The sequence below is a fragment of the Capsulimonas corticalis genome, from assembly GCF_003574315.2.
GTDB classification, from domain to species: domain Bacteria; phylum Armatimonadota; class Armatimonadia; order Armatimonadales; family Capsulimonadaceae; genus Capsulimonas; species Capsulimonas corticalis.
On the sequence record NZ_AP025739.1, the window covers coordinates 6,559,179 to 6,573,125 of the forward strand.

11 protein-coding genes are annotated in these 13,947 nt (G+C 57.9%); 10 read left to right on the plus strand and 1 reads right to left on the minus strand.

Translation table 11 applies throughout. The features are described from left to right. The first annotated feature begins 75 nt into the window (after nt 1–75). The 7 genes from D5261_RS28550 (at nt 76) to D5261_RS28580 (ending at nt 6,474) form a co-directional block, all read left to right on the plus strand. Nucleotides 76–390 (plus strand): hypothetical protein, encoded by a 315-nt coding sequence (locus tag D5261_RS28550; RefSeq protein WP_119323073.1) that lies wholly within the window; start codon nt 76–78, stop codon nt 388–390. A 76-nt stretch (nt 391–466) separates the two neighbouring features. Then, nucleotides 467–1,768, plus strand: a complete 1,302-nt coding sequence (locus D5261_RS28555) for a CPCC family cysteine-rich protein (protein ID WP_119323072.1) — start codon at nt 467–469, stop codon at nt 1,766–1,768. 96 nt (nt 1,769–1,864) lie between these two features. Continuing rightward, nucleotides 1,865–2,365: a HEAT repeat domain-containing protein gene (locus D5261_RS28560; RefSeq protein WP_125206151.1), complete on the plus strand. Its 501-nt coding sequence runs from the start codon at nt 1,865–1,867 to the stop codon at nt 2,363–2,365. Between the two features lie 113 nt (nt 2,366–2,478). Further along, a complete protein-coding gene (locus tag D5261_RS28565; RefSeq protein WP_119323070.1) occupies nt 2,479–3,939 on the plus strand; it encodes a family 43 glycosylhydrolase in 1,461 nt (486 codons plus the stop codon). A 114-nt stretch (nt 3,940–4,053) separates the two neighbouring features. Then, nucleotides 4,054–4,389, plus strand: a complete 336-nt coding sequence (locus D5261_RS28570; protein WP_119323069.1) for a hypothetical protein — start codon at nt 4,054–4,056, stop codon at nt 4,387–4,389. Between the two features lie 264 nt (nt 4,390–4,653). Then, nucleotides 4,654–6,081, plus strand: coding sequence for an AbeC-like domain-containing protein (locus D5261_RS28575; RefSeq protein ID WP_125206150.1), 1,428 nt, complete (start codon nt 4,654–4,656; stop codon nt 6,079–6,081). 6 nt (nt 6,082–6,087) lie between these two features. Further along, nucleotides 6,088–6,474, plus strand: coding sequence for a hypothetical protein (locus D5261_RS28580; protein ID WP_119323067.1), 387 nt, complete (start codon nt 6,088–6,090; stop codon nt 6,472–6,474). Nucleotides 6,475–6,621: 147 nt separating this feature from the next. On the opposite strand, the gene D5261_RS28585 is transcribed toward D5261_RS28580, so the two are convergent. After that, nucleotides 6,622–7,206: a PEP-CTERM sorting domain-containing protein gene (locus tag D5261_RS28585; RefSeq protein ID WP_119323066.1), complete on the minus strand. Its 585-nt coding sequence runs from the start codon at nt 7,204–7,206 to the stop codon at nt 6,622–6,624. A gap of 435 nt (nt 7,207–7,641) precedes the next feature. Between D5261_RS28585 and D5261_RS28590 the strand changes: the two genes are divergently transcribed. From D5261_RS28590 to D5261_RS28600, 3 genes are read left to right on the plus strand one after another with little or no spacing between them, the layout of a single operon-like run. Next, nucleotides 7,642–9,996 carry a hypothetical protein gene (locus tag D5261_RS28590; protein WP_119323065.1) on the plus strand — a complete coding sequence of 785 codons (2,355 nt, stop codon included), beginning with the start codon at nt 7,642–7,644 and terminating at the stop codon, nt 9,994–9,996. Nucleotides 9,997–10,025: 29 nt separating this feature from the next. Continuing rightward, complete coding sequence (locus tag D5261_RS28595; protein WP_119323064.1) at nt 10,026–11,303, plus strand: hypothetical protein; 1,278 nt, start codon at nt 10,026–10,028, stop codon at nt 11,301–11,303. After that, nucleotides 11,300–13,939, plus strand: coding sequence for a hypothetical protein (locus D5261_RS28600; RefSeq protein WP_119323063.1), 2,640 nt, complete (start codon nt 11,300–11,302; stop codon nt 13,937–13,939). The genes D5261_RS28595 and D5261_RS28600 overlap by 4 nt, the downstream gene beginning before the upstream one ends. The last annotated feature ends 8 nt before the right edge of the window (nt 13,940–13,947 follow it).

Genomic DNA, 13,947 nt, shown 5'->3' on the forward strand with positions numbered 1-13,947 from the left:
GTCCGCGCCTGCGATTTCGCCCTACGGATAATATACAAAACGTAGGTCTGCGGACCTATCGCATTCAATGACCCTATGACAAAGAAACAAACGAGACTGGCAAAATATCGTCCGGAATGGCAGCCATTCGCATCGCCTCTTGGCGTGATCCGTCTTATCCTGATCGTTGATTGGGACCCCATCCATGTCTTTGGTCCACCGGATGGGTTAGATGAATACGATTCCTATGCGCCGGGCATATTGCAGCAGCTAGAAAATGGCGCCGACGTCGAGCGGCTCATGGATCATCTTCATTTCCAGGAAACGACAAACATGGGTATGGCTACGGCGCGTGAGCGCCTTCGCCCGATTGCTCAGAAATTGCTCTATGCATTTGCCCAAGCACAATAAACGAACGATAAAATCCCTTTGGAATTAGACCTGACGGAATCAGACATGATTGCCGAACTCGACTCGGCAAATAACTATGAATGACAAGCAAGTACAGATTCAGCATATCTTCAAGATGATCGATGCGGATGAAGCGGCGGCGATCGCGAAGGCGTTCGCAATTGTCGAAAGCGTCTCCGAAACAGACTTATCGTATAACATGCGTTATGTGAATAATGCCCATTCGATTTCTCGGAGCATAGATGATCGAACAGGCGAGACGATCATGACCTATGCTGTTTCGAAAGAAAAAATCGGAATCGTAAAATTATTACGCGAACACTTTGCAGATATCAATGCGCCGAGGCGCGATGGAAAGACGCCGCTGGCGGTCGCCTACGAGCGCGGCGCGGTGGAAATGGTTCGGTTTCTGTTAAGCCGAAACGCGGATTCTCGCCTTGTCTCACTGACAGTATCATCTCCGTCCGCAAATCAATGCGAAGCGGCGAAGCTAATTTCCGATCGAATGACGATCAACAATAAATTTCCCTGCCATTGCTGTGGATATCTTGTGAATGAGTACATCGGGTATTCCGAAATCTGCCGAATCTGTCACTGGGAAGAAGATGGGTCAATGCTTCGATGGCCTTATCGCGGCGGCGGACCGAATCACGTCTCGTTGATGGAGGCTCAGCGCAACTATCAAGACTTTGGCGCAAGTGAAGAGAGACGTCGTCAAAGGGCGTCTCTCCCTTTGTCGACAGACGTTCGGGATCGCGGCTGGCGGCCGATTTCGCTCGAAATCGATAACTTTGAGCGGAGTGATAAAACGTATGGGCCAATATTCGATTCGATCTCTGAGTATTATTGGCGCGATAGCTTTTGGCTTAAAAACGAAGCTCGCTACAAAGATGTGGGGGTGTTTCGCGTTATTCCCCTGCGCGGCGTGCTGCCGATTGAGTTCGGAATGACGCGCAAAGAAGCGCGCGAGGTCATCGGCTTACCAGTATCTCCATACGTACGGCCATCGGTCAGTCCCTATCTTTCGGATACTTATTTGAATCGCGGCTTCCAGGTCTTCTTTGACGCCGACAACCGTGTGGAGTTTATCGAACTGAGGAATTCGGTGAGCGCCGTCTACAAAGGCTTCTCGGTGCTGGAAACGAAGGCGACGAGTGTCGTCAACTCTGTATCAAAGGATGCGCCATACGATGAGAGTGATCCTAAGTTAGGATACCGTTACACATTCCCGGATCTGGAAATGCGCCTTTGGCGGAATCACATCGCGAAAGAACAATACGATCCTGACGACTATTCTGGAATATATTTCTTAACAATGGGACTTGGGAAACCAGGATATTACAGCAATGCCTCGGAAATCCCGGAAATCGAAGAATGAATTCGTTGTGCGTTTATGGAAACTGAGTCTCCCAAGTATCGGCCGCGCACGAACAAACATGGTGCGCCGGTATCGCAAGGAAGCGAGGCTGTTGTCATGAACCACGAGGAGGCGATCGATTTCTTACGGCGGCATCAGCCGATGCCGTGCGATGAGGAATTGACGCGGGAACTCATCGATACCTATGAAGAAGTCCGACTCTTTTTCATGGAGAATCTCGATCCGCGCTGTGTGCCGCTGTTTCTGAATTCCTTCGGCGAAGGCGATGGTCTGGGGGTGTACCAGCTGGTCGACTTTGTGATCGCACAGTATCCCGACGACATCGTTATTCCAGACCTGGTGCGCGCGCTGCAAAGCCCGCATAAGGGAGTGGCGTACTGGTCCGCGCAGATCGCCGCCTGCTTCCCGTCGGAGGCGTCTCTGCCCGCACTTACGCGCTTGATCCAGAGCGACGACCCGGATCTGCGCGGCGCGGCCATTACCGCAGTGGACCTGACGCCCAGCGCCAGCCGCTCCAAAATCTTATTCGATGCGCTGGAAAACGAACGGGACCCCACCCTCATTCGGCTGATCAAAAGCGCTATTGAAGCGATTTGAAAATCACAGTAAAACCACTCACGCAATTAATAAAACCAAACCATTGACAAATCGTGGGGAAGGTCCTAAAATGGCTTATCTGACAACAAATCACAAAGCTGGATATCCCATCAATGAAGACCATGATCCCCGCTCTCCTCGCCGTCACCCTCGCCGGGGCCACCTATGCGGACACTGAGACGGTTCCGCTGTCGATCCCGCAGGTCGGCGTGATCCTGCCGGCGGCCCGCGACGTCAATTCTCCCGGCGGGCTGCCCCTGCGGATGCTGTTCGATTTTCCTGTGCGCGATCCCAATATCTGCCTCGGTCACGACGGCAATTTTTACTTCGTCGGAACGACCGAATCGGCGGATGGGCATGGGAGCATGTGGGACGAGAACGACGGCGTTCGGATGTGGCGTTCGCGCGACTTGGTCCACTGGGAAAAGAGGGGGTTCGTGTGGACGTTCGACCGGGATGGGACATGGTCCAAGGAGCACAAGAAGTCGCCTTGGGTCAGTCCGCATGGCGAACTGCGGCGGGCGCTGTGGGCGCCGGAGATCCATTACCTCAAGGGGACCTACTGGATCCCATACAGCATGAACTACAGCGGCACGGGGATCCTCAAAAGCACGTCGGGCAAGCCTGAAGGCCCGTATGTCGATATCAAAAAGGATGGTCCGCTCACCGACGCCATCGATCCCTCCATGTTCGAGGACACCGACGGCAAGGTCTATATGCTGTGGGCGGATTACAACATCGCTTTAATGAAGGACGATATGTCCGGCCTCGCCGAGCCGCCGCGCAAAGTGCAAATGCCGAAGTATCCTTGGGGCGAAGGCATCTTCATGGTGAAAAATCACGGCAAGTACATTTTCATCAACTCCGGAACCTCGGAGACGACGTTTCAGGGCCAGCCCGTCAAAACCTACGACTGCTACTCCGCCGTATCAGATTCGATCTACGGCCCGTACACCGCCATCTATCGCGCGATCCCGCACGCCGGGCACAACAACTTATTTCAGGACACGAAAGGCAATTGGTGGTCGTCGTACTTTGGATCGGGCGACCCGAACGCGCCTTGGGAGATCAAGCCGGGCGTCCTGCCCGTAACGATTCGCAAAGAGGGTCACGTCAGCCCAAAGTGGGCGACCAAGCCGCCCGTCTGGCGCTACTCAATGACCGCGCCGGCCGCCGACTGGGCAAGCGCCAATTTCCATGACAACTCCTGGAGCCAGGGTCCAGGCGGTTTCGGCGACCCTGCGATCTTCGAATCCGGCCCCGTCACCATCGTCCGCACGCCCTGGAAATCGGGCGAGGTCTGGCTGCGCAAAACCTTCACCGTGAAAGTCGGTCAGGAAAAGCCCGCTCTGCTCTATCTGCGCCATACGGGTGACACCGAGGTGTTTGTCAACGGCAAGCAAGTCGCCCATCTGACGGGCGCGGACGAAAACTACGAAGCTCTGCCGCTCGCCGACCCGGACGCCCTGCGCGCCGGCCGCAACACCATCGCCGTTCACGCCACGGCGCCTGCGGACAAGCTCCCCTATATCGATGTCGGCCTCATCGACAAAGCTCCGCCGGCGACACGCTAATCCAGCCGGGTACAATCTCCATAGTCCGCTCCAAGAACGAACGACGCCCTCCGGCCCTTTGTGTGCCTTGAGGGCGTCGTTCTTCCCAAAATTCAGCGGACGAAAGCATCAACTATGGAAGACCCAATCAAAATCGTCCGCACGGCGACGCGCGCGATCGACGCTCAAAAGGAATCGCTCCAGGAAGCCGGCCTGCGTCCCGCCGTGCTCGTCCTCGACCATCGCACCTACCAGGCAATCGCCCTGATCGAAGCCCAGCGAAAAGCCGAGGCCAGCGAGAACTCCTGGGCCAATCCCGAAGGTATGGAAGTAGAAGCCGTCACCGAATACCTCGGCCTCTTCGTCGTCGTAATCGCCTCCGCCGAAACCACGATCCGCGTTACCTGCCCCGTCCAGCAGATCTGGAACGCCGGCGAGGTATTCCTGGAAGCGCTCAAAGATTACCTGTAGCGCCCAGCTTAACACCATCACCCTAACGTTACGAACGCAGTGCACCCTACATTGGCATAGATTATGCACGCTTCACTATTAGCCGCATTCGACTACGACGGCGGCCACCGGAACCGAGAGAAGGGCATAGGGATTCATCAAATCGCATAAACCGCATTGATCGAAGGTAGATTTCAATCGATCGTCAACGAGCGCCTTTACTCTCAGTAGCTCAGTTCGTTGTTCGTACAGAAGCAAGATCGCCACATCAAGGAGGCAAGTATTATGCAAACGACCGCTACGCCGCCTGTCGCAAGAGAAACGCATTTAAGTCCCGATCGATCCGAGCCTACTCGTTATCTCTGCGCATCCGCCTATCTAAACCCTGTATTTCGATCTCAATTTCTTGCGCACTTAAGTAGTCCATACCATACGTTAGGAAGAGCATATGGTTTGGACCTTCATCGAATTGCCCAGCATTGCCTGAAAGCAGAACGACGCTTAATTGACAAGGAACTAGTTCTCTTTGGTTTATTTGTCATGTGCGGTTTAAACTTCGCTCACAACCCGCAAATTTTAACAGCATCCTGTCTTATTGCTGCAATTGTATTACAAGTGAATGACTACGTGGTACGTTATAAAATTGCCGCCGGAAAGTTTAGTAGGAATACATTTGCTCCTTCGGAACCACTGGAACCGTTGCCGCCAAGGATCAATGACGCAGTCCAGCACGCCGAGCAAGAGCAGGTGGGAAATCTGGTGGTTTACGGTGGCTTTCTTCCATTTGTCGGTTTCGGATCATCAGTCAAGGCATGGTCGTTTGGCGTCAACATAAAGGACGGGAAAAAAACACTGGGAAGCATGCTGAAACCGAAAGAATTTGATTTGACGCAGCTTCAGCAAAAGGTTTCCAGCAGTCTTGCGTTATTGGGGATCGCAGGAGTATACGAGGAAGAAGTCGCGTTCGTAAGTGGAACGGCGATTCGCAGCAAGCCATCACTGCTCCCGAATATCTGCGGGCGGCCAGCCACTGTTATACCAGAGGAAGAAGTTGCAGGTGCTGAAGGCGAGGATGATCAATTGCGCCGATATCGATGCCTCCGCGTGCCGGCATGGAGCGGCGAAGTCGCGGTCGCTCTGCTATACCGATTCCGAGTGATGGGGGACAACCTCTATGTGGAAGCTAACTGGCGCGGTCTCCTGCCGATTGCTAAACAATATCAGAATGTCGACAACATACCAAATAAACCGCGATTGATGGTTCTGTTCTCACGATTTGTGTTAAATGTGATCATAGCGCCGTTTTACATGGCCCTCTCGCCGTTTATTATCTTAATCAGGATCATAAATGCTTATGAAGGCTATCGCCGCCGGGCGACATTGAAGGCGTCTATTTTGGACAATCCCTTGTTCAATTATGGAGCCGATATTTCACTTCGAGAGCGATTTTCGAGTGATGAATATGAAAAATATTTTCAATATTTAGACAAAGAAATGTACGTGAAGATTATTGACCGCGAGTTTCTGGATGAAATCGTCAATTTTCTAGACGAGCATAATATCGATACGTCCATCATACGTGAGCGTGCAGAAGCGATATTGAACCATGGAGTTATTGTGTCGGGCGGCAATATTAACGCTAAGAATGTTGCTGCTGGCCAAGGAGCAATCGCGGGTGTGATGAAGGCAGTCGGCTCACATGCCAAAGGATAAACCAATATGCCAGGAGAGCAACTTCGAGAAAATAGTGGTGTTATTGCAGCGACTATTAACGCCACGAACATTGCTACGGGAGCCAATTCGCATGCTGGAGACGTCTATGACCAATCGATAGGGGCGGTAACCAAAGATGCGGTTCTGAAAAAATTTGACGCAGTGATTTCTCTTCTGTCGCAAACGGGAGCATCAGAAATGAGCGTCGACGACCGCGACGAACTGATAGCAAGCGCAAAATCAGCAAAAGACGAGCTCTCCAGCGAATCACCAAACAAAAGAAAAATTATGCCTATTATCAATGACATTGTTGATACCGTTAAGTCTGTAGGCAGCATTGCATCAGCCGCTACGGCCCTACTCGGCGTCGCAAATCAATTCTTCGGTAAGTGATCCTTGTTCATGATGTTCGCCACAAAAGTCGGTGGATCGTCACAAAATCACCACGCCTTCGGATTTGGATAACTTCCAAATCCGAAGGCGTATTTGCTGCGCACTCACATTCCTGCCATACGACGGACATTGAAGGCAAACGGGATACTAACGGTTCGACCGGCGTTTGCGGCGCAGAGCCGCCGCGCCGATACAGACGGCGCCGACGCCCAGCGCCGCGAGCGAATTCGGCTCGGGAACGGTGGAGGCGGGCGTCACGCTGACATTGTCGAGTTCATAGTACGCCGGATCCTGCCGTCCGGAAAACTGGATCGCCGTGAATGGGTCGGACGCCGTTTCGTTGAAGTAATAGTGCGTGAAGGAAAAACCGTTGGCGTCCACCATCTTGATTAACGCGCGTCCGCCGAAAAAGACGGAAAAATCGTTGTGCACGCCGCCGTCGTTCTTCAGGTCAAACTGAAAGCTATACTCCTTGCCCGGCGTGGTGGGAATGAGCTGCGTGATGGTGGTGTCGGAGCCGAGCGCGCCAAAGTAGGCGCCATAAGCGCCCGAGCGGGCGTCGGAGCCGCCGTCAACGCCGATAAAACGCGGATCGCCCAGAATCGTCCAATTGGTAAAATTGCCAGTTTCAAAGCCGCCGTTCCGCACCAGATTGGCGTGCGCGGCGAGAGGCGTAAAAGCACAGGTCAAGGCGAGCACAAGCGCAGCGCCAGTCTTGTTGATTGTCGTCATGGTAAATAAACTTCTAAGGGAGCGTGGTCCCTGAGGGGAACATCACGGACTTACATACCCACTGCTGTGGAAGGATAATAAACAGGTAGATAGCCGTACTGTCGTTAATTTCACTCAACAGCAATAAGTATGCCAAACAGGTATAAAGACAGGCATGCTTGCCTGGTTACAAAAGAATAAAATACGAAAAAATACCGATCGAAACCAAATCACTTTCATCACGTTATATTTCCTATACCACAAATTATCGGCGGGATGAACTTCTTGAATTTATGTCGTTTTTCATTTCTATTGATCGCGGGAGCTGCCCTCATTGCTCCTTACGGCAATGCCGCGGACGCTGCGGCGGCGCCCCTCACCCTCGCTCAGGCCCTTTCTCAGGCGGCGCCTCCCAGAACGGAGGTTTATGTCTCGGTAGGCGCGGAAAAGGTCCGGTTGCCGAAAGATACATCCCCTCCGGTCCCCGGCGACACGGCGGCCCAGGTCGCGGCGGCGTTTGGGCGGCTGGTCAGCGGGTTTGGGAATGTCGACGCTATCGCTGCGCCAACGATCGTTGTCGTGAATGCCCCGCCCGAGAAGCCGAACATCTACGACGGGATGGCGCCCGGGCCGCTGATCCGTCTGCTTGCGTCCACATTTTCGGAGGATCAATGGAAGGCGTTTTTAAGCGCCAAAGGGCTTGCCTATTCCGAACTGGCGCGCGAAGATCAAAAGGCGATGTTCGAGGCGCTCTTTCCCGGCGGGAAAATGGTGGTTCTGCCCATAGCGTCCGTTGATCCCAGCGTCCCGCCAACAGAGGTTGGCGGGGACCAGCTGCGCCTGGCGAAGATTCGGCTCACTGATAAGACCGAGATCGGGCTGTCCACGCCAAACCAGCCAGAGGCGCATGTCTTCTCCGCTCCCTATCAGCCTCCGGATACCCCTTCGGACTACGCCATGGTAAACACGACCACGAAGGATGTCGATCGGGAGTTCGGCGCCGTGGTACGCGAAACGGTTCCCAATACGCTCAAGGCCAGCGATCTCGACAGTGGGGATCCCTCGTGGAAAACGCGGATCCCGATCTCCACGATTTCGACCGTGGACGACGCGGCGCGCGCGATCGCGACGGCCACGCAGCGCGAGATCTACGTCGATCCCCGCTACGCCGCCATGACCGTGACGATGCGCGGCCCCGGTACCCCGGTGCGCGCTTACGATCTGATGCGCACGCTCGCGATTTGTCTGGGCGCCGCCTGGCGTCAAGTCGGCTCCGCGCTTCTGCTGACGAATGACAAAGTCGGCCTGGGCGCCAAGCGTGAGATGTGGGGAGAGTTTGAGGCCAGAGCGGCCGCCCTGCTTCCCACCGGGAAATCCGATACGCCGATTGCACAGCCAGAAGGATCCGCGTTCACCGTGAAGGACATTCCGTTCAGCGGCGCGAACTTTCCCTTCTCCGCAAAGCAGCTGGAAAAGTATTGGAAGCAGGAAGCCGAGGCCGAGATGCAGAACTCCCTGGACGAAATGCGTCTCACACTTCCGTTCGCACAGCTGACGCCCGAGCAGCAGGACGCGGCGCGCCATACTCAGGAAGCGAATACTCGCAGCCACGTTCCGTCGACTCTGACCGGGGATGTCTGGCTGACGGCCCGGCCGCGCGTGCAGGTTCTCATTCCGGCGCTGCCTGCCCCGGTCGATATCGACGACAGCTATCAGCGGCTGCTGCCGGCGCCGCCGATGAACGCTGCGGAGCAGGCTGCAAGCGACCACCGCGCCGAGGAAGCCCGCCGCCCCGATCAGAACACCCCGCACACGCCTGCCGATCTGCTTGCGCTGATCCGCTCCTTCGATCGGCGCGCCGTGCTCGCGGACGCGCACACGCCGGAAGAGATCGACCGCGTTATCGCCGACATGAAGACGCTCGCCCTGACCGAGCTCTGGCTGCGTATCCCCTTGAGCGGCGGCGCTCAGAGCGACGGCGCGGAGGTTGCGCTGCTGCGCCACGCCGCCAAAAGCGCACAGGCGGCCGGCGTCAGCCTCATTCCGGAAGTCCGTGTGCTTGCGTGGGGAGATCAGTCAGCCGAGAAACAAATAGACCGCACCATCCTGGGACGAACCCCGCGTCAGCAGATCGACGCGAGCGGCAAGCGCGACCAGGATGTCCATGATACCGTCTCACCATTCGACCCCGAGTCCGCGCGGTGCGCGGCGGCGCTCATGGCGACGGTGGGAAGCATTCCGGGGATCACGGGAATGCTCTGGGCGGACGCCACTCCGCCGGGATATGAAGCGGGGCATGGGGATCAGGATAGCCCCGCCGCGCTGGGCTACACCATGGAGGGCCGGCTCGCCTGCCTGCGTCAAACCCACGCGGATCCCATTGATCTCGATCGGACTCAATACCCAGCCATCCGCGCCCATGTCGGCGTCCCCGGCTTCGGGGACGATGACGGCGGAGACGCAGCGCGATACGACTCCTGGCGAGCGGTGCGCGCCGACGTCGAACGCAAATTTCTTGCCGTCGTCACAAGCGCTCTGCCCGTATCCTACAGCGCAGGTCACAAGCGGCTGCCGATTCTTATCCGGGCGGACGGTGATTTCGGCGAGCAGTACGCGCTGCTGGACGCCCCGGATAAGCCAATCTACGCAGGCGTATCGATATTCGTCAGGCCGGACGCTCCGGATGCATTGCAGAACGCCTTTGGCGCGCTCACCATGTTCCAGGGGCTCAAAGCCCACAGCGTCGTACTGAACGGACTGGGCGAGGCCGACACTTTTCACGCGATCGCAAGCGCGATCGCGGCGCGCTAACCACCTTTCCCGACCATCGGAGGATACGAATGATGCAGCCATCTCTCATGACCGGCGCCCTGATCGCCCTTCTCCTCGCGCCAGGCGCGCATCCCGTTCTTGCAGCCACGCAGCAAAGCGCGGCGCATTCGCCTCCAGCGGGGAGCGCCCTCACTGGGCGCGTCACCACAAGCGACGGCAAGCCGGTCGCGGGCGCGGATGTCATCATTTGCTACGCCTTCCCTAAAGTCGGCGCCAGCACGACCTGTCCAGGCTGCTATACCGACTGCAAGCGGGCCGCGAAGACAAACGCCGGCGGCGAGTTTCAGTTCCCGGGCGTCGCGCGCACGCTGGTCTTCGACGTCATGGTCGCACGCGACGGCTTCGTTTCCAAGCTCGTATCCCGAATAGACCCAAGCACGCCCGAGAAGCAGATCGCGCTCGTATCGCAGCCCACGCTTCCCGGCGAGGATCATCTCTTTCGAGGAACGGTGACGGATCCCGCGGGGCGTCCCGTGGCGGGCGCCCTGGTCGAGCCGGTTTCGATCACTTCTCCGAACGAAAATCTCGTCGGCGAAGTCCCCGGAATGGACCGGTTCGCCATCACGAACAGGCGGGGCGAGTTTTTGCTGGCGTCGGATCAGGCCAGCGCCGTGCTCGGCGTTGTGGTCTCCGCCCCCGCCCTCGCGCCGGAGGCGTTTTCCACGCTTCATGAAGGGACCAACGAAAAGCTGCCTCTTTCTCTGGGAGCGGCGATTGTCGGCAAGTTAATGCGTAACGGCAAGCCCGTGGCTAACGCCGCGCTGGGCCTCGTCCAGGTGGACAAAGAGGTGGAGCGTTTTCTTGGCCCGGCCACCGCGACCACGGATATCCATGGCGCGTTCCAATTCAGCAACGTCGCTCCCAATCAGAAATACTGGATCTATGGCCTGATGGGCCACGACGGCGGCGCGGGATCACTCGCGATCCAGCAGCTCAGCGTCGGCGCGGATGGTTCGATTGTGGATCTCAAGGATCTGAAGCTCGCGGAATCCCAAACGGTCCATGGACGCGTCCTCCTGTCCGACGGACAGCCTATTCCGAATGGCATACAGATCGCCGTGTACCGCAACGACGCCTGGGACGATATTCATATCGACATCCGCCCCGATGGGAGTTTCGATCTGGAGGACGCCCCGTCCGAGTCTTTCAATCTCACGACAGGAATTCCCGGTTATAAAATCCACGACGCGAAGCTGAACGACGGCGGCGTTAGCGCGGTCACCGTGACGCCCGAGACGCGCAAGCATGAAGTCGTCGTGACCATGGATCCCGAGAAACACAAGTGACAACTCCGATCGGACACAGATCCACACTCCGTATTTCCTACACACTCGCCGGCGTCGCCCTATGGAGCGCCGGCCTCTCCCCCGCCCGCTCCGCCGACGCAAGCCAGTCAGCCCCCACCCTGGCGCAGGCCCTCGCCCACGCCGCGCCGCCGAAGTCGGATCTTTATATCACCGTGAATGCACACAAAGTCTCCCTGCCCAAAGACGCTCCCGCCCCAGCGGCCGGCGATACGGCGGCGCAGATCGCCGCGGAGTATGGCCGGCTGGTGACCGGTTTCGGAAGGGTGGACGCCATCACGGCCACGACATTTGTTGTCGTGAACTCGCCGCCGCTCAAGCCGGATCCGTACGACGGCATGGAGCCCAAGCAGCTGATCAAAATCCTGACATCCGGATTTGTCGACGGCCAGTGGAAGGATTTTTTGAGCGAGCGCGGCGTGGGATACGCCGATCTGACGACCGACAATCAGCGCGCGGCGTTTGAGGCGCTCTTTCCAGATGGCGTGATGAAGATCGCGCGCGGCGGAGCGAAGAAAGAGATCCAGGGCGCGGAGCTGCGCCAGGCGCGCCTCCGCCTGACTTATGTGACGAGCGTCGCCCTGCCCATCTCCGGAAAAACGGACGAGCACGTCTTTACCGGCGGGGACATCCGGGCCGCCGGCCCCGAGCCATACAAGATGGAAAACTTGCCGTTTTCCGATGTGGACCGCGAGTATGGGGTCGAGGTTCGATCCCGCAAACCCGCCGTCGCCAAACCGACCGATCTGGATGAAGACGACCCGGCGTTTCACCCGCTGGTCCCCGTGGCGGGATGGAAAACGGTGGAGGATGTCATTCGGGCGATCGCCGCCGCGACAGGCCGTGAGATCTACGCCGATCCCCGGTACGCCGCAAAGTCCGTGACGCTGCTTGGCGCAAAAGGCGCTGTCCGCGCGATCGATCTCATGCGCGCGCTGGCGCTGTGTGTCGGCGGGACCTATCGGCAAGTCGGTCCCGCGTTCGTGCTGACAAACGACATCATCGGCCTTGGCTCCAAGCACGAGCTCTGGCGGCTCTTCGAATCGAGAGCGGCGGCGATGGTCGCCGCGCCGCCGGCCGCGCCCACCACATATACGCAGCAAGATATTCGCTGGACAAGCGACGAGATCTCACCAACGCAAACGCAGATCGACGACTATTGGAAGAAGTGGCGCGAGGATCCCAGATCCGCGCGGAGCGACTCGCTGGAGCTGTATCTCCCACTCCAAGATCTCAGCGCGACGCAGCTGTCCGCCGTGCGCGAGCTCCAAGCGCAGGCGGTAAAGGCCGGACAGGTCCATACGACGCTGGAGGGAACCATCCTGGTGCAGTCCGAGCCGGTCGTACAGGCCATTCTGCCGGCGCTCGACGCGCCCGTCATCCTCTACGACACTTACGACAACCTGCTGCCGCCACCGCCACATAACTCCCGGGCAATCCATGAGCGGGAGGAGAAGTTACGGCAGTCCCGACAGAGCGCCGCGGGCGCGAAGGAAGATAAGCCTCAGTCGCTCGCCGCGCTCCTCGCGGGCTTCGCGCGGCGGGCCGTTCGTCTGGAGCCGAAATCCGGCGCGGAGGTTACGGACGACCTTGCCCGGATGCACGATCTCGGTATGAACGAACTCTGGCTGAAGATCACTCCTGGTACGGACACCGAGAGCGACGACGATTCGATCCGCCTTCTCCAGCAGACGATCGTCGCGGCGAAGGCGGCGAAAATCGCCGTCTATCCCGATATCTCCTTGTTCGTCTGGCGCAAATACGCCGGCGATGAATTCCTGGATCGAACGGTGACGGACCGCACTCCGATGGACGAAAACCTGCTGTCTCCTCCGCCGCCTCCAAACGTCATCAACCCCGTGTCGCTCGTCGCCCCCAAGGTCGGAGAGCGCCTCTCCGAGCTGATCGGCCGAACGTCGCGCGTGGACGGCGTAGCCGGCATGGTTTGGGACAATATGACGCCGCGCGGCTACGAACAGCGCGCGCAATTCGATTCCGATTGGGGAACTGGCGCCCCGCTGGGATATTCGGTCCCTGCCCGTCTCGCGTTTCTGCGCAAAACACACGCCGACCCGATCGACACGCATAACAACTCGTTTACCGCCACACGCGCCCACGTCGCCGTTCCCGGCTTCGACGACGACCAGAGCTACGAGCAGCGATTGTACGAGGATTGGCGAAAATTTCGGATCTCCCTCGGCCAGATGGCCGTCCACTCGCTCACCAGCGCGCTGCCCGACGCATTCCTCTCCGGGCCAAACCGCCTCCCGCTGCTGGCGCTTCCCGCGAACAATCCGATGGAGGATCTCTACGGATCGTGGGACGATTTCGCGAAGCCGTCTCCCGCCCTCGAATTGGTCCCCTGGATCGGGCCTGACGGAAAGCCCATCCCCGGAACGGAACGCGGACACCTGCGCTCCTCCCTTGTCTATCGGACGGTGTACGTCACCGCATGGCCCGGCGCGTCATCCAGTCAGATCGCCGCTCGGGTGATCGAAACGCTTGAGACCGACGCCCGAAACGGCGAAAAAAACATCGTGATCGACAGCATCGCCGATCCCCATTCGCTGGAAACCCTGTCCGACGCCGTATCAGCATCCGCCGGCGACCATCCGTAGGACCAACA